The organism is Pullulanibacillus sp. KACC 23026, from assembly GCF_029094525.1.
Taxonomy (GTDB): domain Bacteria; phylum Bacillota; class Bacilli; order Bacillales; family Sporolactobacillaceae; genus KACC-23026.
Genome location: NZ_CP119107.1, coordinates 2,961,752 through 2,985,229, shown reverse-complemented (window position 1 = coordinate 2,985,229; position 23,478 = coordinate 2,961,752). Strand labels below are relative to the sequence as shown.

The 23,478-nt window shown below is 39.2% G+C and carries 19 protein-coding genes; 18 read left to right on the top strand and 1 reads right to left on the bottom strand.

Annotated elements, in window-relative coordinates; translation table 11 throughout:
- The first annotated feature begins 1 nt into the window (after nt 1).
- The 14 genes from PU629_RS13715 to PU629_RS13650 all read left to right on the top strand — a co-directional run bounded on the left by PU629_RS13715 (nt 2) and on the right by PU629_RS13650 (nt 16,591).
- Complete coding sequence (locus PU629_RS13715; RefSeq protein ID WP_275280628.1) at nt 2–2,305, top strand: ArnT family glycosyltransferase; 2,304 nt, start codon at nt 2–4, stop codon at nt 2,303–2,305.
- Nucleotides 2,306–2,763: 458 nt separating this feature from the next.
- On the top strand, nt 2,764–4,665 hold the full coding sequence (locus PU629_RS13710) for a BglG family transcription antiterminator (RefSeq protein ID WP_275280627.1): 1,902 nt from the start codon (nt 2,764–2,766) through the stop codon (nt 4,663–4,665).
- A complete protein-coding gene (locus PU629_RS13705) occupies nt 4,646–5,788 on the top strand; it encodes an amidohydrolase/deacetylase family metallohydrolase (protein ID WP_343076287.1) in 1,143 nt (380 codons plus the stop codon). The genes PU629_RS13710 and PU629_RS13705 overlap by 20 nt, the downstream gene beginning before the upstream one ends.
- On the top strand, nt 5,769–6,134 hold the full coding sequence (locus PU629_RS13700) for a PRD domain-containing protein (protein WP_275280626.1): 366 nt from the start codon (nt 5,769–5,771) through the stop codon (nt 6,132–6,134). Before PU629_RS13705 ends, PU629_RS13700 begins: the two co-directional genes overlap by 20 nt.
- Nucleotide 6,135: 1 nt before the next feature.
- The gene (locus PU629_RS13695; protein ID WP_275280625.1) at nt 6,136–6,498 is read left to right on the top strand and encodes an SFCGS family glycine-rich protein; all 363 of its coding nucleotides are present in this window, start codon (nt 6,136–6,138) and stop codon (nt 6,496–6,498) included.
- A 4-nt stretch (nt 6,499–6,502) separates the two neighbouring features.
- Entirely contained in the window at nt 6,503–6,856 is a 354-nt protein-coding gene (locus tag PU629_RS13690) for a DUF4312 family protein (RefSeq protein ID WP_275280624.1), read from the top strand.
- A gap of 12 nt (nt 6,857–6,868) precedes the next feature.
- On the top strand, nt 6,869–7,654 hold the full coding sequence (locus PU629_RS13685; RefSeq protein ID WP_275280623.1) for a DUF4311 domain-containing protein: 786 nt from the start codon (nt 6,869–6,871) through the stop codon (nt 7,652–7,654).
- Nucleotides 7,655–8,323: a DUF4310 family protein gene (locus tag PU629_RS13680; protein ID WP_275280622.1), complete on the top strand. Its 669-nt coding sequence runs from the start codon at nt 7,655–7,657 to the stop codon at nt 8,321–8,323.
- Nucleotides 8,324–8,516: 193 nt separating this feature from the next.
- Complete coding sequence (locus PU629_RS13675) at nt 8,517–9,629, top strand: DgaE family pyridoxal phosphate-dependent ammonia lyase (protein WP_275280621.1); 1,113 nt, start codon at nt 8,517–8,519, stop codon at nt 9,627–9,629.
- Nucleotides 9,626–10,342 carry a KDGP aldolase gene (locus PU629_RS13670; protein WP_275280620.1) on the top strand — a complete coding sequence of 239 codons (717 nt, stop codon included), beginning with the start codon at nt 9,626–9,628 and terminating at the stop codon, nt 10,340–10,342. Before PU629_RS13675 ends, PU629_RS13670 begins: the two co-directional genes overlap by 4 nt.
- A gap of 615 nt (nt 10,343–10,957) precedes the next feature.
- Nucleotides 10,958–11,911 carry a sulfotransferase family protein gene (locus tag PU629_RS13665; RefSeq protein ID WP_275280619.1) on the top strand — a complete coding sequence of 318 codons (954 nt, stop codon included), beginning with the start codon at nt 10,958–10,960 and terminating at the stop codon, nt 11,909–11,911.
- A gap of 618 nt (nt 11,912–12,529) precedes the next feature.
- Nucleotides 12,530–13,585 carry a GntR family transcriptional regulator gene (locus tag PU629_RS13660; protein WP_275280618.1) on the top strand — a complete coding sequence of 352 codons (1,056 nt, stop codon included), beginning with the start codon at nt 12,530–12,532 and terminating at the stop codon, nt 13,583–13,585.
- 59 nt (nt 13,586–13,644) lie between these two features.
- Complete coding sequence (locus PU629_RS13655; RefSeq protein WP_275280617.1) at nt 13,645–15,069, top strand: sulfatase family protein; 1,425 nt, start codon at nt 13,645–13,647, stop codon at nt 15,067–15,069.
- 193 nt (nt 15,070–15,262) lie between these two features.
- Nucleotides 15,263–16,591: an MFS transporter gene (locus PU629_RS13650; protein ID WP_275280616.1), complete on the top strand. Its 1,329-nt coding sequence runs from the start codon at nt 15,263–15,265 to the stop codon at nt 16,589–16,591.
- Nucleotides 16,592–16,787: 196 nt separating this feature from the next.
- On the opposite strand, the gene PU629_RS13645 is transcribed toward PU629_RS13650, so the two are convergent.
- A complete protein-coding gene (locus PU629_RS13645) occupies nt 16,788–17,798 on the bottom strand; it encodes a LacI family DNA-binding transcriptional regulator (RefSeq protein ID WP_275280615.1) in 1,011 nt (336 codons plus the stop codon).
- Nucleotides 17,799–18,120: 322 nt separating this feature from the next.
- Here PU629_RS13645 and PU629_RS13640 point away from each other — a divergent pair, with 322 nt between their 5' ends.
- The 4 genes from PU629_RS13640 to PU629_RS13625 all read left to right on the top strand — a co-directional run bounded on the left by PU629_RS13640 (nt 18,121) and on the right by PU629_RS13625 (nt 22,953).
- Entirely contained in the window at nt 18,121–19,608 is a 1,488-nt protein-coding gene (locus tag PU629_RS13640; protein WP_275280614.1) for a sulfatase family protein, read from the top strand.
- Between the two features lie 19 nt (nt 19,609–19,627).
- Nucleotides 19,628–21,085: an ABC transporter substrate-binding protein gene (locus PU629_RS13635; RefSeq protein ID WP_275280613.1), complete on the top strand. Its 1,458-nt coding sequence runs from the start codon at nt 19,628–19,630 to the stop codon at nt 21,083–21,085.
- 70 nt (nt 21,086–21,155) lie between these two features.
- Nucleotides 21,156–22,121: a carbohydrate ABC transporter permease gene (locus PU629_RS13630; protein WP_275280612.1), complete on the top strand. Its 966-nt coding sequence runs from the start codon at nt 21,156–21,158 to the stop codon at nt 22,119–22,121.
- Between the two features lies 1 nt (nt 22,122).
- Nucleotides 22,123–22,953, top strand: a complete 831-nt coding sequence (locus PU629_RS13625) for a carbohydrate ABC transporter permease (RefSeq protein WP_275280611.1) — start codon at nt 22,123–22,125, stop codon at nt 22,951–22,953.
- Nucleotides 22,954–23,478 lie beyond the last annotated feature (525 nt).

Below are 23,478 nucleotides of genomic sequence, written 5' to 3'. Positions count from 1 at the left end.
CATGTTGAAATCAGCTGAAATGAACACTACCGATCCACCTGAAGCCAAAAAAACGAATGAAAGAGTCCGAGCGACCGCCTGGGAAAAACCCGCACTTATTATCTTACTCATTTTAACGGCAGTCGCCTATATTTGGGGTCTCGACCAATCAGGCTGGTCGAACTCGTTTTATGCAGCAGCTGTTCAGGCCGCTACAAAGAGTTGGAAGGCGTTCTTCTTCGGATCAATCGATGCGTCGAATTTTATAACGGTGGATAAGCCGCCCGCTTCATTATGGGTCATGGCGATATCAGCTCGGATTTTTGGTTTAAATTCTTGGAGCATGCTTGTTCCAGAGGCAATAGAAGGAGTCTTCACCGTATGGATTCTTTATTTAACAATACGTCGCTGGTTCAGCCCGGGTGCCTCCCTATTAGCTGGTCTAATTCTCGCCGTAACGCCAGTCGCCGCGGTGATGTTCCGTTTTAATAATCCAGATGCGCTTTTAGTTTTACTGCTCACAGCCAGTGCCTACTTTTTTACACGCTCTCTAGAAGATGGCAAAACGAAATGGTTGGTCTTGGCATCGATTTTAATCGGATTTGGATTCTTGACTAAGATGCTTGCAGCCTTTTTTGTCATCCCGGTTTTTGTCGTGGTCTACGCTGTATTCGCTCCTGTGTCTGTGAAGAAGCGGCTGACACAAATCATCATGAGCGCCATAAGTGTCGTCGTGTCGGCTGGATGGTGGGTGGCCATTGTCCAGTTAACTCCAGCAGCCGATCGTCCTTATATCGGCAGCTCTCAGAAAAATAGCATTCTCGATCTCATTTTCGGCTACAATGGATTAGGCCGGTTGACTGGGAATGAAAGCGGCAATGGCAGCCGTATGGGCGGTGGAGGTATGTTCAGCGGCAGCACAGGTATCGGCCGACTTTTCAACAGTGAAATGGGTGGTCAGATTTCCTGGTTAATCCCAGCAGCCTTAATTCTTTTAGTTCTCTCGTTCTACTTGATTCGAAATAACTGGAGAAAAAACCGCGCGATGCCTGCGCTACTTATTTGGGCAGGTACCTTCTTTGTGACGGGTATTGTGTTCAGCTTCGGTTCTGGAACGATTCACTCGTATTATACCGTCGCATTGGCGCCAGCACTCGCAGCTATGATCGGCATTAGTATAGATGTGATTTGGCCGAAACGTCATACGTGGGTTCCTAGAATCGGCTTAGCCCTTGCAACGTTCGCAACGGCGGCTTGGGCATTTGAACTTCTTGATCGTTCACCTAACTGGCTTCCTTGGTTACGTCCTGCTATTCTGCTCGTCGGCGGTTTATCGGCACTTGGAATCTTAGCCGCTCCTTGGTTAGGCCAAAATCTTGCTAAGACTGCAACAGTAGGCGCTCTTGTCGCAAGCTTGGCAGGCCCTCTGGCGTTCTCGATACAAGCGATCAGCACGCCGCAAACCGGATCCACTCCGTCAGCCGGCCCAGCTGTGACAAATGGTGGTATGAATGGCAGAATGGGCGGTCAATTTGGAGGCATGCAAGGAGGACCTCCAGGCTTTAATTCGGGCAACTCGAACAGCTCAAGCTCTAACCAAATGCCGAACTTTGGCGGTTCAGATTCTGGTTCAAGCTCTAGCTCGAAACCACCATCAGGATTTGGACAATCAGGCTCCGCTTCGAGCTCAAATGGGAATGAATCACGAAATTGGGGATCCCATTCCGGTTCAAGCTCAACTGCAAACGGCTTTGGAAACTTCCAGAAAGGATCTGGAGGCATGGGTGGAGACACGGCAAACAGTGACATCGTCAGCCTGTTAAAGAACAAGGCGTCTAGCTACACGTGGGCAGCCGCAACAGTTGGTTCGCAAACCTCCGCGACTTATCAGTTGGCTTCTGGCCTGCCAATCATGGACATCGGTGGATTTACAGGCAGTGACCCAGATCCGACCCTTGCTCAGTTTAAAAAAATAGTCAGTGAAGGAAAGGTTCACTACTTCATTAGTGGCGGAATGGGCGCAAGCGGCGGGTTTGGAAATTGGAAAACTTTTAATAGCAAGGCGTCTTCTAACGAAAATTCGAGTGCCAATTCCAGCGATTCCACTGAAAGCAACCATGGTTCAACCACAGATAGCAACACCAGTGGGAACACAAGCGGTAGCTCCTATGGTCATAATACGCCTGGGGGTAACTTCCAAGGCAGTGCCATGGGTGGTGGTTTTAGCACCAACCAATCCATCACGACATGGGTGGAAAATAACTTCTCTTCTAAGACTATGAATGGAGTCACCATTTACGACTTGACTCAGCCAAAATCAAATTAACCGATAAATGCAGCCGGCTTCCTGGATGGGAGTCGGTTGTTTTGATGAAAAAAACTTTGGGCAGATGCCAAGAGTCGAGAAACTTTTAAATGAAACATAAAAAACCCCTCTATCGGTCATAAATTTTGGTTTCCCAACCAAATTTATCAAACGACGAGGGGCTTCTTATTGTCAAAAGTTTAGCCATTTTAAAGTGATGTGGTCAACTTACAAATGTGAGGAACGCGACGTTCTTATCTTAAAGTGGAGAAAAAGCAGTTAATAGAATTGGAGCGGAGTTAATTGGAATAATACGGAATGCGGCAGTCGCCATTAACATCTTAACCTCCTTTTTTTATTCCTTACGCACTCAATTGTTAAGAGTTTGCACTATAAACGGGTGAAAAAATTCGTACTATTTTAATTATTGCGTTTCCAATATACTTAATTAAACAACATAAATAGGAGGTGAGGTGCCAGTGTTAACTTCTAGACAAAGGGCCCTTCTTAGAAATTTTCTTGAGAATAATCAGCCCATACATATTAAAGACCTGGCTGACACTTTCAATTTAAGTGTTCGAACGATCAAATATGATTTGGAAGCTATAAGGAAGTGGTTGAGTAAAGTAAAAATGGTGCTCTATTCCAGCCCTAAGAAAGGTGTTTGGCTGGAGTCCAATCCATCAAAACGAAATAGGCTTTATAGATTGTTAGAAGAAAACGATAACCCCGAATCGAGCGTTTATGATCAAAACGAGCGTAGTAGAATCATAATGCTTGATCTGTTGGCAGAAACACAATTTATTAATATTTCTTATTGGGAGCATAAGTTGAAAGTCAGTCGGCAAACGATCCAATCTGATCTTTCGATGGTAGAACCTTTATTAAAAGAATGGGGGCTGAAGCTATCTAGAGGACGCAAAGGGATTCACCTTTTGGGAACGGAAAATCAAAAAAGACTGGGTTTAGAACACATTCTTCAAAATGCCTTTGATCCTCATGAAATGTTTCAGCTATTGAAAGCGATCTCTCAGGGACGGACCGAGACCAATTTATTAAACCGCTATGGCCATTTGCTAAGGCTACATGTTGATTTCATTTGTATTTATCAAACCATCGCACATTTTATCAGACTAACAAACGAGCAATTAGGAATCAGTTTATCAGACAGAGTGGTTATCGGCTTGCTGATCCGTGTCCCTATTGCCCTGCAAAGAGTTTCAAAGGGTTTTATTATTGAATCTGATTCTTATAAAGATAAAAGCATTGAAAGTAATAAGATTTTTATTCTTTTTAAAAAAGTGATGGAGGAGTTATCTCGATCGGTTGACTTGAATTTGCCTGAGCATGAAATTGTGTATGCAAGTCTTCCTTTAATAGGAAAATCACTAATTGCATTGGACGGCTATCGGGACATTGACCCTTATAAACTTGCTAAGAACTTGGTTATAGACTTAACGGAATCCAGTCAAATTCCCTTTCATCAAGACCCTGAATTAATTAATCTCTTATTCAATCACTTGTCAGATAAATTGAAGAAAATTCAACAGGGTATTGTTGAGCCTAATCCCTTTATTAACGATATTGCACGCCACTATAACCAACTATTTAAAATGGTTGAAAACAGTTATTTAAAATACATCAACTCAGAAGGCATTGCTTTTACTGAATCAGATATAGGGTATCTCGTGCTTCATTTTCAAGCCTCTATCGAAAGGCTTAAGAATTCCCAAAAATACAAGGCACTTGTTGTCTGCGGCACAGGGAGGGGGATGGCGAGGTTACTGAAAAATAAGCTTGAAAGAGATATGAAGGAATTAATTGTTGCCGGAACTTGTTCTGTACTAGAAATTGAAAAAACGGTGGAATTTCTTGATGTTGATATAGTGATAAGCATGCTTCCGGTTGAGTGCACCATCCCAGTTATACAAGTCAACGTCATTCCGACAGACAAGGATTTGCAAGATATTAAGCATCTATTAGAAGAACTCCCCCAAAAAACAGGGAGCAAGCCCAAGCTAAACAGTGAAGAACATGTTCAATCTAATCTAGAGGCATTGACCCAAGACATTATTATGAAAGGGTTAGAAATAGCCAAATTCATCACTACTCATTTTGAGCGTTATCTCCCATCCAACCGATCAGAGGGGCTTTTCCAACATCTTCTTTTTATGGTTAACCGTCTTGCCTTTAACAATGCTTACCATAGTGCAGAAACTAGAACAAGACTTGTTGGGCAAGTCGAATTTGGCATTCGTCAAGAGCTTACAAAAATGTTTTCCGAGCGGGAAATTAACCTTTCGGAAGAAGAATTAGATGCCATTATGGCTTATTTCATATGGGAAGAGAAGGGGGAAAGTGATGTCAATGTGGGATCTTAAGATAAAAGGCGGAACACTGATGGATATCGCGACTGGCAGACAAGGTCAATACGACCTCTATATAGACAATGGAATAATAGTCCGAGTTGAAAAGAGTGGTTCACCAATCTACAAAACGAAAGAGGAATTGGATGCAACAGGATGTGTGGTGACCCCTGGATTAATAGATCTTCATGTTCATGTTTTCCAAGGAACTGTAGGTATGGGCGTTGCTCCTGATTCGGTTGGGATCCAGCAAGGCGTGACTACGGTTGTCGATGCGGGGAGTTCAGGTGCTCGCTATTTTCAAGAGTTCAAAACGAAAGAGGTCGAAACAAGCAAGACTCAAGTTCTCGCCTGGATAAATATTGCAGGCTCGGGGCTTTGTGAAAGTCTTTCAGAATTAGCGGACTTAAACGATATTGACCTTGATTTAACTAAAAAGGTCATCAAAAAGAATGAGATTATAAGAGGAATAAAGGCGAGGATGAGTGCTTCCGTTGTAAAAGAGAGCGGCATCGAACCTCTTACAATAGCTAAGTCATTAGGTAACCAATTAGATATTCCACTAATGGTTCATATAGGAAATGCGCCTCCTCCGCTCCCGGATATTCTTGACCGATTGACAAAAGGCGATGTGGTTACACATGCGTTTCATGGAAAAAAAGGCGGGATTATAGATAATCATGGAGATTTAATTCCTTCAGCAAAGAAAGCTTTAGAACGCGGTGTCTTATTCGATGTGGGACACGGAACGTCCAGTTTTAGCTTTAAAACGATGAAAAAGGCTTTGGCGCTTAATGTAGCCCCCTACACAATAAGTACAGATATCTATGAAAAGAACATAAAGGGGCCTGTCCACAGCCTTGTGACAACTATGTCAAAGTTTCTAGCTTTAGGGTGTTCTTTGGAAAATATCATCCGCTGGACAACTGTCAATCCGGCTAAAATTCTAAGATTAGAGGAGCTAGGAACACTAGCTGAAGGCACAGTTGCTGATATAAGTATTTTAAAACTAACAGAGGATCCTATTAAACTAATTGATTCAGAAGGAGAGGCCATCACAAGTGACAAACAAATTATTGCCAAATACGCAGTTAAATCAGGAAAGGTTTTCTCCGTTAATGGAAAAAGTTATGAATGAAGTTCAAAGCAAGCTGACACTATCTCCAGAGGAAGGACAAAAGCTGAACAAGCTTCTGCAAACAATAGAAACAGAGCTAAACCAATTGGGACTGGAAATGAATTTTAATCAATGGATTGCGTTGAGTGTTCATCTTGTTAATTTAATTCGTCGTATTGAGGATCTTGATACCGTCCCGGGGATTGATCAAAGTTTATGGGACCAACTATCACAGCAAAGTATCGAATTAAGTTTTTGCTTATTAGAACCCTTGAAGGAAAAGCTTGAAGACCCACACTATTTATCCGAAGTGTTTTTATTAGCGGTTCACTTAGAAGGTGCAAGCAAAGTTAAAGGAGGAGAATGAAATGGAACCTGTAAAAGTGGTGATTGGAGACCGATTAGGTAAAGGGCAGAAAGTAGCTTTAGGTGTTGAAAAGGCAGGAGGCATTCCCATCTTAATTCCTGGTGTTGGTGCGGATATGAAGGTTGGTGACGTCATGAACAAAGAGCAGGCAGATTTTGGTATTTCATTTTGCGGCAGCGGTGGGGCAGGGGCAATAACGGCTCAAACCAAATACAAATATCCAGCTGAATTCGGCCTTCGCTCAATCGATGCCGGCGTAACAGCAATTAAGAATGGCAAAAAAGTTGTAGGTTTTGGATTCATGGATAGTGAAGAGCTCGGAAAAAGATTAACAGAAGCCTATGTCAACACATACAGGGGTTAAAACTATGAAAAGAGAAATGGAAAAGACGGTCACTGTAAAGGGGTCAGCAGAGACTAAGGAAAAGGCACTAGCCGTTGCTATGAGCCACATTAAAAAAGAGGTTGAGAAGGAAACACAAGGTATGCTCTTTCGGATTGAGCCGCTTGATATGGACGTGATCCATGCAAAAGAAGTTTCCTATAAAGAAAGGTTTTTAGGCATCTTGTTTCCAAGGATTCGGACTCATTATGAACTCACGCTTCAAGTAAAAGTACGACTGAATCTTATTGAACTTGATAAGATCTCATTTCACAAAGAGACAAAGGAAGAATTTGGTGTGGCACAATTCATTGGAAAAACAAAGCTTTTTTCAAAATAAAGGAGGGTGTCTATGAATCATTTGTCTATTATTTTTGAATCGATCATCATAGGGGCTTTAGTAGGGTTTGGAGCAGGCGCAGGAGCTGCGCGGATGTTTCATGCCCCTAAAGTTCAAGGGATGGGGGCATTTCGAACATTTGGCGAATTAAACGCTTGTGAGGGAGACCCTATTGCCCACTTTTCATTTGGGTTAGGTTTCTTATTTAATTCTTGGGCGTCTGTTATCGGAGCTGGAGCCTTTACACAGGATGTTGAGCATCGTATTATCCCAAATTGGTCAGCGGGAGTCCTGTTAGTCAAAAATAGAAAACTAGAAGAAACCCTGCACAATCCAAAGAAAATGGCCATAGTCGGTGCCATTATTGGGATCATAGTTGTAACTGTTTTGAACTCAACAGCAGCGGCCATTCCACCGTCTATGCAAAACGTTGCGACACAAGTATTAGTTCCCGCCGCCAACTGGCTAATTAACCCTGTAATGCCAATCGTATTCTGGACAGCTGCGATGGATGCCGGAAAACGTACAGGGACTTGGGGAACTGTACTAGGTGGCTTAGCTCAAATGATAATGGGAAATGCCGTACCAGGTATTGTTTTAGGAATATTGATTGGTAAAGGGGTTGATGATGGCGGCTGGAATCGCATTACGAAAATACTTCTGACTGCTATTATCCTATTATTTGTACTTAGCGGCTTTTTCCGAGCATTTGATGTGACCTTACTTAATAGCATTCATATTTCCACACCAGGTTGGCTGAAACAGCTTCATCAATTCTTTGGAACTGAGGTGAAATAGATGATACAGCCTGATGAACAAGAAATAAAACTAACAGGTTTTTGGTATTCTGAATGGGCGTTTGTTGTATTCGTTGCGACTCTTGCAGCAGGTATATTTGCCGGTACTCACCTTTATTATGTCTACCATGTTGGCGCTTTCAATGACATAGCTATAGTTGCGATGCTTCAAGCTGGTATAAAAGGTGGAAGTTATGGAGCGGCAGCGGCATTCGGGGCCAGTTTTCTATTTGCCAGGATTCTTGAAGGTCCACTAGTCGGAATATTAGATATTGGCGGATCCTTACAAACGGGAGTCGGAATTGGTATTCCTGCCTTAATGCTAGGTTCAGGTTTCACCGCCCCCATTGTTTCATTTCCCTTAGCCATTCTGACAGGGGCCATATTAGGCGCACTTATTGGTCTTATAATTATTGGAATTCGAAAAATTACCATTGATGGAGCTCGTGCGTCAACATTTGGAGCGGACGTCATGATGGGGGCTGGTAATGCTTCTGGACGTTACCTCGGTCCACTTATTATTATTTCAGCGGTAACGGCTTCAGTCCCAGTTGGTATTGGTTCCATTGCAGGAGCGGCTATTTTCTACTATTTTAAAAAGCCGATCGCAGGAGGGGCCATACTTGGTGCTATGATTCTTGGGGTGATCTTTCCGATTGTAACTCACTAATTGTTTAAAAAAGGGCTGACGTCAATCATCCCTATTTTATACATTAAAAAAGATAAAATCTAGCAAGGCAGATACTCGACGCAGGAAAAAGGTTTAGAAACTAAGTATAAGTGCAATTAGGCGGCTGCCTTCTGCTAATGGCTTGTGCTAACTAAGTTTTCTTTATTGAAATGAGATTTGGAGGCATTAACAAATGAGCATTTTTACAGAATTTGGATTACGTCAAATTATAAATGCGAGTGGGAAAATGACAGCCTTGGGAGCGAGCGCCGTATCGAACCCGGTTGCGGCCGCACTTCAATCAGCTTCTCAAGATTATGTTGATATTTCAGAGCTCTATATAAAAGCAGGCGAAGTCATTGCTCCATACACAGGAGCAGAGGATGCTCTCCCTACAACAGGAGCGGCAGCTGGTATTGCAATTGCCACAGCTGCTGTTATAACGGGTACGAATTTAAATTTAATTGAAACAGTCCCGAATGTGAAAAACGTGTCTACTGAGATCATTGTCCAAAAAGGGCATAGTGTTAATTTTGGTGCCCCAGTCGCCCAAATGATTTCGATTGGCGGGGGAAAGGTTGTGGAAGTGGGCCAAAGCAACCAAGTTGAAATCGACCATATTAAGCAAGCTATTAATGAAAATACGGCAGGTCTCTTCTATATTAAATCCCATCATGCCGTTCAAAAGGGGATGCTGCCATTAGAAAATATGATGGCTGTGGGAAGGGAATATGGTCTGCCTGTTATCGTCGATGCGGCAGCTGAAGAGGATTTAAAGAAATACATTCAATTAGGGGCGGATCTTGTTATTTATAGCGGTGGCAAGGCAATAGAAGGGCCGACATCAGGTTTCATTTGTGGAAAAAAACAATTAATTAAAGCTTGTCGGATGCAATATAAAGGTGTCGGACGACCTATGAAAATTGGTAAAGAAGGCATCATGGGTCTCCTCGCAGCCATTCAGCATTATCATGAAAAAGAATCAGATGCGGACAGTCAGCTCTCAAGGATGGAGGCCCTCTGCAAACGAGTCAATGAAGAAGTCAATGGGATGACAGCCTCAATTGTTCAAGATGAGGCGGGACGCGCTATCTATCGTGCTAAGCTGACAATTGATGAAAAACAAACGGGATATTCGGCTTATCAATTAATTCATGAATTGGAATCTGGGAATCCAGCCATATACACTCGTAATCATTATGCCAATTTAAACATCATTAATATTGACCCAAGACCGCTTTTGGAAGGTCAAGAAGTAATCATTGTTAATCGGTTAAAAGAAATTCTAGGAGGTAATCAGAAATGATTCGATTAAATGTTTTAGCTAAGAATTTTGAAAATGCCAAACAAATTAATGATATAACGGAAGGAAACGTTTTAATTGGTGTAATGGTGAAAGATTTTACAACCGATGAAGAAGCGGTAGAAATAGTAAATACCTATCAAGAAGCTGGCATTGCGGTATCAGTAGGACTGGGGAATGGCGATGCAAGTCAATGGGAAAGAGTAATTCGTGTTTCTGTTGAAACAAGACCTGCCCATGTCAATCAGGTCTTTCCCGCAGCTGGTTATACGTTGGGAGCATTAAAACAAGCAAACAGCCCCCATACACTGGTTAATGCACTGATTCGACCAAGCGGTGAAGCAGGAAAAGTCATTATTTCAACGGGAGCGAAGAGTGAAAAGGACTATGGGGTTGTGACAACAGATGTGGCCGCAGCGATGCTTGCAGATATTGGTGTTCCATCGATTAAATTTTTTCCTATAAAGGGAAATTATTGCTTGGATGAAGTTGCCGCAATGGTTCAGTCTGGTGCTAAATATGGCCTCGATGTATTTGAACCAACAGGTGGAATTGATACTAATACGATTGGAGACGTGGTGGAGGTTTGTTTACAGAATGGTGCTAAAGAAGTGATCCCTCATGTTTACACCTCAATTGTTGATCCAGTCACGGGTCATACAAAACTTGAAGATGTAAAGGAACTCCTTAGGAAGCTGCCAAGCGTTACGATATAAAACAGCAATAAATCTCTTACTGGTGCATTAAAAACAGAGGGGCTTAGACATGGCCTGTTCAATTGTATCCCAATTAAATGAGTAAAATAATTTTTAATGAATCTTTTTACAAAATAGTGGAAATCCCCCCGGTGTGAAAGAACGACAAATGGAGGGATTTTATTTTTTTAGGCTCTATTAGAATTAAATGTTTCTCCTTATATAATCATTAATTAATAACCTTGTATCTTTCAATATCTCTAATTGTTTCCGGTGAAGCTGCCAATCGATCACATCCCCTATTATCGTAAACGTGAACTAGAGTAAATCTATGGTTTGCCTCTTCCTTCTTCCACTTTTTCTGGAAAGTTTCAACCAATATAATAAGAATTTTCAATATAGCGAGGGGAAGTTCCTTTAACGGATGTTCAATGTTTCTCCTATTACCAAAGTTGTTTACAGCCATTACCACAAAAATGCTTTTTTGGACAATGCGCTATTACAAAATGTACGTCTTGAACATTTCACAGTGTTTTATCAAAAAGAAATAATCTTAGGGGGTGTTAATAAAATATTAAGAACTTATCTTTATACTTACATATGTCATTGATTTAACGAAAGAAAGGGGCAAGACAGTTGTCTAAAACAGTTAAAAGTACGGGAAGCGGATTTCTAGAGTCGGTAGGTTTGACTAAATTTCTAAATAAGTCTGAGAAATTGCCTAGAACGAAGGCGGTACTCGTATTAGGAAATGGTCGATCGGGTACATCGGTTCTAACGAGAGCTTTGAATTTTATGGGTGTGGATTTAGGGGATGACCCGTTTATTAAAGCAAAAAAAGCTAATCCGAAAGGGTACTTTGAAAATAAGCCAATTCTTACCATTCATAAAAAAATTGGAGGAAAACTGCCATTTCGGCCGTCACCAGAAGGCTATGAAAAAAGTAAAAAAATACGTCCTTTAAAAAATGAACTAAAAGAATATATGAAAGAGACCTTCTTAGATAAACCAGTTTGGGGCTGGAAGGATCCCCGTACGAATGATTATCTAAAGTTATGGAAGGATATTCTAAATGAGCTAAACGCTGAGCCGCATCATGTGATCATTATTCGAAATCCGATTGATGTCGTGGCTTCTAACAAAAGGGCTTGGGACCGCGATGAGACATGGGCGCTTCGTCAGTGGCAGCTCAGAACGCTTTTTTCTTTAAGAGATACATTTGGGGACAAACGCGTCATCATTTCCTACGAAGAGCTTTTTGGAAATCCGATCGAAGCCTTAAGACGCATTTCTACCACATTAGACCTTCCTTGGCCAGCGGATGAGGTCAAGTTAAAGCAACAGCTAGAAGAATTCATTGATCCTAATTTGCAAAGAAGCAACAGTAATGCTAATTTAGAGGATTTTCTTTTAAATGACCAGGTTGGTCAAGATGTCAAACAGTTGTATTTGCTTGCATTAGAAGGCACGCAATCACAAGAGTACTTTGAATCCAACAGCTTTCATGAGCGCGTTGAAAAATTGTATGATGAGTACTTGAATAATTATGGTACATTAAAAAGAAACCCTCCAGAAAAAAATAAGGCTTAAGGTTTCTTCTGTTCGATCAGAAGTTGTTGAGGGTTTTCTAAGGGTAGTCAAAACTAGGAAACGATCATGAACTCCTGACTAGTAAATACCACGGTTCGCTCACATCTGTAGAGCCAGAGCCAATGACTCAATAGCGTGTTCTTGTTGTCACTGATTTTAAAGTGATATCAAGAGCACGCTTTTTGCATGCTTATGAGTAGTGCGCGGCTTGAGCCTATTTGATATGAAACTATTCTAACATTACATGGGGTCACACAAGAGGATTTTGATTTAAATTACAAAAGTTTTTTGTCTTTTTGCAAACTGAGACTTGATTTTTTTGTAAGCGGTTGTGATTTTTCTGTAGATTCGATCACCCAAAGGCTTACTAATGACAATTTTATGAATTTTTTAAAGATTAGGGTTTGAGATTTTTATAAAGTAAAACAGTGAATTCGGGAAATTGTATTTTAAAGTATTTGGACTGACATGTTTTACGCTCGACATTGATATATATGTATCAAAGTAGGGTTGAAGAGTGGGGAGTTCAGAGAGTTAAATCGATTAGAATTTTATGAATGAACCTTGAGATATGGATCTGGTTCAAAACATAATTCAATCCACAAAGGAGGGAACAGTTTGGGACAAAAATTTACACCTGCTTATTTCCAAATCAAGCAAGATATTAAAGATAAAATTGGTAATGGAATCTTAAGAGCTGGTGATCTCCTTCCTGGCCGTAATACGTTGTGCCAGGAGTATAATTGCAGTTGGAGTACTTTGAATAGGGCTATTAATGAACTGATTTTGGAAGGGGTATTAACAGCTCAAAAAGGAAAGGGAACTTTCGTTGCACAAACCATCACTTCGAACAATATGGCGGATCAACTACCGGTAAAAGTTTGGGTGTGTCACCCGTTCTCAAGCGTTTACGCTGCTCTTTCAGAATTAATGGATGGGTTAAGAGAGGAGGTGTATCGCAGAGGTCGAGTTATTCAATTTATCGACAATGGATTTCAGGAGAGTTATCCACCTGACCTTAATGGATTTATTGTGGTAACTCCCTCGGTAAATCAATTGGAGTTTTTAATCCATGCTTGGGATGAAGGTCAAAGGTTTGTTGTCCTTAATTCGGATTTTAAAGATTGTCCCTTTGTTTGTGTTAACTCCGATATCTATACAGCTTCAATTGAGACCATTCAATATTTAATAGACAATGGACATCAGAATATTGGGCTATTGGGGTTGAGAGAAGGCTTTTCGAATTATGATCATCGAAAAGATGCCTTTATTAAGGGGTTTCAAGAAAATGGAATCGTTTATTCTGAAGATTGGTTTGTTGGTAGGCCGGAATGTCGTTTGGATGCAAAGGACTTATTTGGCGACTGGATTGACCGTCATCCAAAATGTACCGCAATTTTCACTGCCGATTATACTTCTTCTCATGTCATGCTTGAAGTCTTAGCGGAGAAGGGGATTCACATTCCTAAAGATCTATCCTTTGTCGCTTCAGGTAATATCCCATTTGAGTCCATGTTAAAAGTCTCCATAAGTACCCTTTTACAGCCACTAAAACAGTTGGGGAGCTTAGCAATTTCTATTCTTTTAAATGAAGAATGGGATCGAGGACGAGTTCTTATTCCATGCCAATTAGTGATTAAAGATTCAATAGGAGAATTAGAAATAAGCAATTAAGTATGTTCCAAAGGTGTATACCTCAGTTTTATGTCAGCAAAAATAAACGGAGGTAGTCTATGGATAAAAAACCGAATATTTTGTATATTATGGTGGATCAACAACGTTATGATTGTATAGGGTTTAGTGAAAAATATCCAGTACTTACCCCAAATATCGATCGCCTAGCAAGTGAAGGGGCGTGGTTTTCCAATGCCTACACTCATATTCCTCTCTGCTGTCCCGCTCGTCAATCTTTTTTAAATGGGAGACGTCCGGAAATGCTGGGGGCTTTGTGGAATTATGATTTGGGACCAAAAGTTTCAACCATTGACATAAAGGATTATTCTTGGCCGAGAGAACTTAAGAAGGAAGGTTATAAAACCGCGTACCTTGGTAAATGGCATGTTCATCCCACATATGATCCTACCGATTTCGGTTATGATGAGTATGTTAGTGAAGCCGAGTATGAACGCTATCGAACTGAGAAATATCCACAGTATAAATATACAGACGGAATCAAACTTTATGAAAAAGATGATCTTTCCACTTGGTTTGGTGAAATTGACCCCATTCCTTTGGAGGATACACGAACCCACTGGTTAACCAATAAAGTCATTGATATGATCAGAAATTATTCTGAGTCGACTAATCCTTGGCACATTAGATTAGAGTTTTCGGACCCGCATCTTCCTTGTAAGCCCAATCAAAAGTTTGCGGATCTCTATCAACCAGAAACTATTCCAGAATGGGGAAATTTTAAAGATTCTTTTGAAAATAAGCCTTATATCCAGCGTCAGCAGTTGGTAAACTGGGGAATTGAGGATTTTACTTGGGAGGATTGGGCACCTCTAGTAGCAAGATATTATGCAATGATTAGTCAAGTTGATGATGCGATTGGTCAGGTTCTAGAGGCTGTCCAGATGATGGAGATTCAAGAAAATACAATTATCATCTTCACAACTGACCATGGAGACATGTGTGGAGGACATCGAATGATGGATAAGCATTTTGTCCTGTACGAAGATGTGGTTAGGGTTCCATTAATTATAAAATGGCCAAATAAGCTCAAAAATCATTTGAACTGTGATCATTTTGTCTATAATTTGTTAGATATTTCGCCCACTATTCTGGAAATGTGTAGGATTAAACCACCAGACATTCATCAGGGAAGTTCTCTAGTACCCATTATAGAAGGAAAGTCTCCCTTAAATTGGAGAAACGAGGTCGTTGCAACCTATAATGGACAGCAATTTGGACTCTATACTCAGAGGATGATTCGAACTGCAGAATGGAAATATATTTGGAACACAACGGATGTGGATGAACTTTATAATCTAATTAGGGATCCTCATGAATTAAACAATGTGATACATGTTGAAGCGAACCAGTCGGTTGTCCAAGACTTAAGGTCTCGTCTCTATAGCATTTTGTTGGAAGAGGGAGACACTCTAGTTGATAACCATTGGTTGAAGGAACAATTAACAAAAGGAAGAAAGCTATAAGTCTTATATTCAATAAGTTACAGCTTAATTTTAATGCTTAGGATGTTTAGATTCTTTACGGCGGTGAAGTATATGTGAATGATTCTAGGTTTTCAAAAATTGCAAGTCATTGTACAGTACTTTATCATTGAAGTCCATTATTAATGTAAACGCTTTGATTATCTGCATTTAAATTATATGAGGAGGAACCAAGATGAAATTATCTTCAAAGGTAGCTCTTTTAGCAGGAATGGGAGGTCTTCTTGACGGATATGACTTAATAGTTGTCGCAGGGGCTATTTCTTTAATTTCAAAATCATTTTCTATTACATCATCAGCGATAACCGGGTTAATTATTGGTACGGCATTTCTAGGAGGTTTTTTTGGTTCCATTTTTTTAAGTAGACTTGTGGATATTTCGGGCCGTAAGATGATGTTTGTCCTTGATCTGTTCCTCTTTGTTGGAGGAACATTGATTGCAGGACTGGCCGTTAACACTACTATGTTATTCATCGGAAGATTTCTTACAGGTTTAGCCATTGGGGTCGACTTAGCTGTCAGCTGGACACTTGTTGCTGAATTCTCACCTAAAGAACGTCGAGGATTTTTGTTATCCCTCCAATTTATTATGTGGGGCATTGGCGCAGTTTTATCTTTTCTTGTACTGGATGCATTTCTTGGATTAGGAAATGGCGGTGCATGGCGTGCAGCTTTTTTAATAGGCTTGATTCCTGCCATAATTGTCTTATGGATTAGAAAGTCAATCCCTGAATCGCCAAGATGGCTGGCTGCAAAAGGTAAAGTTTCAGAAGCAAATGATATTATCATAAATTCCGATATGGGTGTAACTATTGAAGAGCTTACTTTTCTGAATTCGACGACCTCAGACTTTAAGTGGACCTCCTTATTTAGCCGACAACTAATGCGTTTATTAGTAGGTGTTTTCCTCTCAACCTTTCTTGCTTTCTTTCTAATTGCTCCAATTAATCTATTTACCCCACAGGTACTTAAAACGATTGGATTGACAGGTGATCTTCATATTTCACTTTTAGGATCGGCATTTGTATGGCTGTTTAATATTGCCGGATTCCTTGTCGGGGGACTTTTAATAGACAAGACAGGCAGACGACCAGTTGGAATTTTTTCATTCGGACTGATGACCTTAATCCTCGTTATTCTTCTTGCCTTTAAGCTACCAGCAGATGCATTTTTTATTTTATGGATTTGTATGGAATTTCTCGGATCACTAGGAGCGAGTGTTACATGGACATGGGCTTCCGAATTATTTCCGACAGCTGTTAGAGGCTTTGCCATGGGAGTTAATAGTTCTGCCAACCGATTAAGTGGATTTGTGTCCTCGTATATCATCGCCCTCATATTATCTCACTCTGTAAAATTACTGTACTTATCTGGCATTGGAGCTGGAATTGTTATTCTCCTTATAACTATTTTTGTTATTAATGTTGAATCAAAAGGAAAAGCATTAGAAGATATATCGGAACGGAATATCTATTCTGATGTAAAAATGAAAAAAGGAGTTTAGGATTCAGTTGAGTTGCTACTAGTTTTGCGATCCATAAATCAATAAGAAATAGGGAAAGATCAAATAAACTGTTTAGATTTAAAAGTTATAATCAAGTCATTTCGACGGATTATAACTTTTAGCATTTTTAGAAATAGGATTTTAGTTTAAACATTTAGGAAGTTCAATTCTTGTTATGGAACAAATTAATTTTTAATTAATTTAAATAAGTACATGTACTTTCTCGTTCAATCAATTGTGAAGGAACTATTAAATTTCCAGTTAGTTCATCTCCAACAATTAATTTAATTAATTGTTGGCCCGCAATACTTCCTAATCTAGCAAAGTCCTGCCTAATGGTTGTGAGCGGCGGCGATATTTCACTTGCAATATTTATATCATCAAACCCAATTATTGAGATATCTTTACCGATTATCAAACCTTCTTCTTGAAAGGCTCGCATAGCACCAATCGCAATCGTGTCAAAAGCACAAAAAATAGCTGAGGGCCAATCAGAGGATTTTATTATTTCTTTCGCAGATAAATAACCTGTCTGAAGATCATAATCACCTGCTTGAACCCATTCCTTCCTGTGAGGTAAATCAAAGATTTTTAATGATTCAAGGTAGCCTCTGAATCTATCTATCCCCGATTTTGTCCCAATTCGTTCGAGATCTTCTCCTATATAACCAATCTTTTTATGTCCTAATTTTATAAGATATTTCATGGCCTGGAATGCTCCACCATAGTGGTCTGTCGAGATACAACAAATGTTTTTACCGGTAATATCAGCATTTATCACGACAATTGGGATGGAACATTCATTTAGTAGATGAATAGGCTCTCCCTTTCCTATATTTGTAAGTAATAGTCCGTCAATTTTACGTCTTTCAGCTTTAGTAATAATTTCTTGAATTCTATTTTTCCTATCTTTACTTTGGAAAAATAATAAATCATACGTTTCCTTTGAAACTTCATTACTGAAGTGAGTGAGTAAATTATAAAAAAAGGGGCTGTTAAATTCAGATACTGAAGAAACGCCGATTAACCACGATCGCTTTAAAGACAATCCACGGGCAATCGTATCAGGGTAATAATCAAGAGCTTTACTAATCTGTAAAATACGATCTCTTGTTTCCTTGCTGACCCCATTTAATCCATTTAATGCTCTCGAAACACTAGCTGGTGAAACACCCGCAATTTTAGCAATATCATAAATAGTCGTCATAACCTATCTCCTATAAATATAAATTTTGATTTTTTAACATATGTGAGAAATTATATTTTTTGGTAATAGTTTCAAATTTCCGATTTGTAATCTCATGTGTATACAGTTTTCTGCAGGAATATTCTCCTTACAATTCAAACTTATCGTATAACTGTTGATTTTGTATTAATAAAATTTTAATTTGCAAATTGTAATACATATAACGCAACCGGTTACGTATATTATACCGTGAATGCGTTTCCAAAGGCTATTGTTGACACATCAACCGGTTAATTATGGAAGTAAGGGGAAGAAATTTGTTATGGAGAAAGGAAGACTTTCATTGAAAAAACCACATATTGTCATTTTTAATCCTGACCAATGGCGTGGAGATGTAATGGGACACTTGGGAAATCAGGCAGCCGTAACGCCAAATCTTGATCAAATCATTCAAGAAGAGGCTGTTTCATTTCAAAATACTTTTTGTCAAAATCCTGTTTGTACGCCAAGCCGGTGTTCATTTATGACGGGATGGTATCCACATGTACGTGGTCATCGAACGATGTTTCATATGCTTAGAAAGGATGAACCAGTTTTATTAAAAACATTGAAGGAATCGGGGTATTTTGTCTGGTGGGGAGGGAAGAACGATTTGGTGCCCGCTGAATATGGCTACGAAGACTATTGTGATGTGAAATATGAGCCGAAACAAAAACCTAATCCTCTTTGGGGGAATGGAGAGGCGTGGAGAGGTGATCCAGAAAGTGATACCTTCTACTCCTTTTATGTCGGAAAGTTAGATAATGCATCAAATGAGAAATATTACGACCCTGATTGGGCAAACGTTCTTGGGGCTGTTGAGCAGATTAAAAATCGACCCGAAGATCAACCGCTTTGTCTGTATCTCCCTTTAAGTTATCCTCATCCTCCTTATGCGGTTGAAGAACCATGGTTTAGCCTTATTGATCGTTCAAAAATTCCAGAGAGAATTCAAGCTCCTGAAAATTGGGAAGGGAAGCCAAGTTTATTAAAGGGCATTTATGAACGGCAGGGAATGCAAACTTGGACCGAGGATCGTTGGAAGGAATTACGTGCTACCTATTATGGAATGTGTGCAAGAGTTGATCATCAGTTTGGATTAATCGTAAAAGCTTTGAAAGAAACGGGCATATACGAGGAAACGGCTATCTTTTTCTTTTCAGACCATGGGGATTTTACAGGAGATTATGGATTAGTTGAAAAAACGCAGAATACGTTTGAGGATTGTCTGACTAATGTCCCATTAATTATTAAGCCGCCAGTGGGTATTGATCTTAAACCCGGTATAAATGATGCTCTTGTAGAACTAATAGATATATCGGCAACCATTGAAGAACTAACAAATATAAAGCTTCATCATACACACTTTGGTCGTTCATTAGTTCCATTAATATCTGGAAAGGTGAAGGAGCATCGCAATAGTGTCTTTTGTGAAGGTGGAAGACTTGCCAACGAAGAGCATTGCAAAGAAAAGGAATCGAATTCCAGTAAAGAAGGTGGATTGTACTGGCCAAGGTTAAGCTTTCAAATTAACGATGGGCCTGAACATACCAAAGCAGTAATGTGTCGTAATAAACGGTACAAATATGTGAGACGTTTATATGAAAAAGATGAATTATACGATCTACAAAATGATCCATCCGAATTAAATAATTGCATAGATGAACCCGAAATGAAAGATATTCTTTCAGAATTAAAAGAAAGAATGTTGACGTTTTATCAAGAAACCTGTGATGTTGTTCCTCATGATCCAAATTTGAGAGGTATTCCAGGAGAAAATGGTAAAAAATAATTAATAGAGGGGGATCATTATGAAAAAATTTCTTGTTCCGATTATCGGGATTGTTTTTTTCTTATCAATGGTTTTGTCGGGGTGTTCTTCCTCGAGCTCTTCTGATGCTTCCAGCAGCGGTTCATCAAAAGGAGTTACGACTATAGCCGTTTGGAATCGTTGGCCAGAATTGAATGAGACGTTCAAGACAACAATAGCTGATTTCGAAAAAGATAACCCCAATATTCACGTTAAATTGACTAACGTCCCCTCAGCTCAATACACGGCTCAATTACAAGCGGCGATTCAAGGAAATCAACTTCCAGACATCTTTGGCTATACTCCCTCACTTTCATTATCCCAACTCACTCAGCTTGGGGTCATCCGTAACATAGATGATGTCATTACAAACAAAAAAAAGGATCAATTTGTTCAAGGAACTTGGGCGGAGGGCTATACGACATTAAAAAATAAGGTGTATCAATTTCCACTTATGATCGGGTACCACTACACTAATATGATGTTTTACAACAAAGATATTTTAAAAAAATATGGCATTACACAGATTCCCAAAACTTGGGGCCAATTTATTAAAGATGGTGAACAAATCTATCAAAAATCCAATGGGAAAACATACGGGCTAATAGTTGGTGGTAATGCTTCCACAAATTTTGAAACAAACGGTGAAATTATGGCCATGGCTGCATCTATTTCTCCAGATGTCTTTTGGAATTCTGGAGGTGTAACGGGTATTGATTATAAGACTGGAAAATACGATTTTGATACGTCAGGTATTGTTGATACTATGAATTTCTTTAAGGAAATGAAAGACAAGAATGTTTTGCATCCGAATAGCATGCAAAGTGACGATATGCAATCGAAAGGATTGTTTGAAAATGGAGTAGCTGCTTTTACATTTGATGGAACGATGGCTGCAGGTGTTTTTAATAGTGACGGCTTTAAGGATTGGGGCGTAGCAGCTATGCCTACAAAAGATGGAAATCCCTATTACGAAGGCTTCCAAGGAGAGTCCCCAGCAGGGTTACTTGTATCTGAAAATACAAAACATTATAAAGAAGTTAAACTATTTCTTGACTATATGTTTGAGCATTTTTATAAGAATTTAGCGAAAAATGGAGTGGAAGAACCTCCTGTAAAAAGTGCCATGCAAGGTATCACTTTACCTTACCCTCAATTTAAAGATGTTGCCGATCTGCAAAATAAAATTAAGATATTGGCTCCAAATCCCTATAATAAAAATTTAGCAACAGTGGATGTCATAGCAAACGCTCAAAGTAATGAGCCAACTGATAGCCTTGGAACTGTTTTACAAGGGTATTTATCAGGACAGATATCGGATATCCAATCTGCATTAAAGCAAAGGACCGACAAATATAATAAAGCTTTATCGGATGCAATCAAACAATCGAATGGGAAAGTTTCGCAATCAGACTTTCAGTTCCCGGATTGGACACCTTTTCAGCCATATAATCACTAGCCATCATAATTAATATGAGGGAGTTTATTTCGTACTCCCTCTATTATTTCTATAGAAGGGAAGGGAAGCCATGTCGTCACAACTTGTTAATTCTTCTAAATCCAAACAAACTAGGTCAACTACAAAAGCCCAGCAACGTAAAAGTCTGTGGGCATATTTATTCATAACACCACAGTTTATTCTATTTGTTGGATTAACCATATTGCCAATTGTTCTAAGCTATACCTATTCATTTTATAATTGGAATGGAATTGGACCCTTAAATCAATTTATAAAGTTAGATAATTATACTCGTCTCTTCCATGATGTTCAATTTTGGCACGATTTTGTTCATTCCATTATTTATATGGCTGGGCAAACCTTAATTGTAATGCCGTTAGCTCTTTTAATGGCAATACTATTTAATGAATCTAAAATTAAGGGAAAAATCATTTATAGAACGATATATTTTCTTCCTGTTGTTACATCAACCGCCATTATAGGGATTGTCATGGCAAATATTTTTGGTAATAAAGATGCATTAATTAACAATGTATTAGAAGCCTTACACATTGTTAAGCAACCAATAGATTGGTTGGATAATCCCAACTTAGCAATGGGTGTAATGATTCTTGTTGGATCTTGGAAATTTTTCGGTATCGTAATGATCTATTGGTTAGCTGGATTGCAATCAATCTCTACAGATATTTATGAAGCTGCAAAAATTGATGGTGCGAATTTTTTTAGTACGCTTTGGCGCATTACCTTACCCATTTTAAAACCTATTTCTGCTGTTATATTACTTTTAACTGTTGTAAATGGTTTGCATGTTTTTGACTTGGTCAAGACCTTAACTAATGGCGGACCTTATCATGCTACCGAAACTATTGATCTATATATTTATCAGTATGCGTTTGCGATGAATGGGATACCTCAGATGGGATACGCATCAGCAGCAGGAATTCTCTTTGGCATTTTCGTATTTTTATTGAGTATTAGTATCGGATGGTTCATTCGAAGAGCCAACAAAACTGAAATAAAGAAAGGAACTTTATAATATGATTGAAAGTAAAAAACGAAAGGTTCTATTACACATATTCCTAATCGTTTTAGGCGTTATATGGATTTATCCGTTCTTATGGATGATCTCTGCCTCATTCAAGACAAATAGATCCTTTTTTGGTTCAGGGTTAAATTTAATTCCTAAAGTATGGCATTGGGAGAATTATACAAGGGCATGGCAAACAGCCCATTTTGCTCAATATTTTTTGAACTCAGTTATTGTAACCGTTTCTACTGTGATTATTGTAACAGTGGTGTGTGCCTTAACAGGGTATGCTTTGGGCAGAGTACGTTTTCCTGGAAGAAGAGTAGCAATGGTATTAATTGCAGCAACCATGTTTATACCAAAAGGTTATACAATTATTCCTTTATTTGAAATTATTCGCCACATTGGCTTAATGAATAATTTATTAGGTGTTATAGTTGCTGAATCTGCTGGAGCACATGTTCTATATATCCTATTATTCACATCCTTTTTTTCATCATTACCTGATGAACTAGAAGATGCGGCTGCTATTGATGGTTGTGGCTTTTTTAGAACATTTTGGCGTGTTATGCTTCCTTTATCTGGACCGGTCATTGCAACAACTGCAATTATGCAATTTATATGGTCATGGAACGCTTTTCTTGAACCATTGATATTTACTTTAAATCGGCCGGACTTAAGAACATTAGCTGTAGGGATGTATTCGTTTGTTGGTGAGTATATGACGGATTATACGGGGATGACCGCTGGAGCAACAATCTCCCTTATTCCGATCATGCTCGTTTTCATATTTATGCAACGTTATTTTGTTGAAGGAATAGCTGGGGCTGTTAAACAATAAGCACTTAGTCTTGAGATAGTATAATTAATGAAACTAATCCAACTAATCACATGAAAAGCAAATTAAAAAGTTTGGCCAAGGAGGCTGGGACAAAGCTAAAATAACTGGCTTAAATTCCGAACACTAAATGTTTATAAGTAAAGAAACAAATAGGAAGCGCAGAGACTCCTGCAGGAACAGAACGTGTCCGAGACCCCGAAAGCAAGCGTATTCCTTGCTGAGGAGCTGAGGCCGTGCTTGCAGAAAGCGACGTATTTTGACGGAGCGTTTTCATAACTGACTTAACTTATAAATGAAAAACCGAACCCATCACATTAAAAGGTGTGAATAAGTTCGGTTTTTTTATTCGTAAACTACTTCTGTCCCAGTCTCTTTGTTTTTTGTTATTTTAAAATGAAAGGCATCTCTAATTGTTAGTTGGTGTCTAACAATGGGAGGGATTTTCATCACGTTGTTTTTAATTTTTATCCTTCAAGATGGTGGGGGATTTTGCATATCGGCATGCATTGATTTACCATAAGTTCA

Excerpts from the sequence above, each read along its gene's own strand:
- PU629_RS13650 (WP_275280616.1), top strand. The coding sequence starts at position 15,263 with ATGAAATTATCTTCAAAGGTAGCTCTTTTAGCAGGAATGGGAGGTCTT.
- PU629_RS13695 (WP_275280625.1), top strand. The coding sequence starts at position 6,136 with ATGGAACCTGTAAAAGTGGTGATTGGAGACCGATTAGGTAAAGGGCAG.
- PU629_RS13670 (WP_275280620.1), top strand. The coding sequence starts at position 9,626 with ATGATTCGATTAAATGTTTTAGCTAAGAATTTTGAAAATGCCAAACAA.
- PU629_RS13655 (WP_275280617.1), top strand. The coding sequence starts at position 13,645 with ATGGATAAAAAACCGAATATTTTGTATATTATGGTGGATCAACAACGT.
- PU629_RS13645 (WP_275280615.1), bottom strand. The coding sequence starts at position 17,798 with ATGACGACTATTTATGATATTGCTAAAATTGCGGGTGTTTCACCAGCT.
- PU629_RS13705 (WP_343076287.1), top strand. The coding sequence starts at position 4,646 with ATGTCAATGTGGGATCTTAAGATAAAAGGCGGAACACTGATGGATATC.
- PU629_RS13715 (WP_275280628.1), top strand. The coding sequence starts at position 2 with ATGTTGAAATCAGCTGAAATGAACACTACCGATCCACCTGAAGCCAAA.
- PU629_RS13625 (WP_275280611.1), top strand. The coding sequence starts at position 22,123 with ATGATTGAAAGTAAAAAACGAAAGGTTCTATTACACATATTCCTAATC.
- PU629_RS13685 (WP_275280623.1), top strand. The coding sequence starts at position 6,869 with ATGAATCATTTGTCTATTATTTTTGAATCGATCATCATAGGGGCTTTA.
- PU629_RS13680 (WP_275280622.1), top strand. The coding sequence starts at position 7,655 with ATGATACAGCCTGATGAACAAGAAATAAAACTAACAGGTTTTTGGTAT.
- PU629_RS13690 (WP_275280624.1), top strand. The coding sequence starts at position 6,503 with ATGAAAAGAGAAATGGAAAAGACGGTCACTGTAAAGGGGTCAGCAGAG.
- PU629_RS13675 (WP_275280621.1), top strand. The coding sequence starts at position 8,517 with ATGAGCATTTTTACAGAATTTGGATTACGTCAAATTATAAATGCGAGT.
- PU629_RS13635 (WP_275280613.1), top strand. The coding sequence starts at position 19,628 with ATGAAAAAATTTCTTGTTCCGATTATCGGGATTGTTTTTTTCTTATCA.
- PU629_RS13630 (WP_275280612.1), top strand. The coding sequence starts at position 21,156 with ATGTCGTCACAACTTGTTAATTCTTCTAAATCCAAACAAACTAGGTCA.
- PU629_RS13700 (WP_275280626.1), top strand. The coding sequence starts at position 5,769 with ATGGAAAAAGTTATGAATGAAGTTCAAAGCAAGCTGACACTATCTCCA.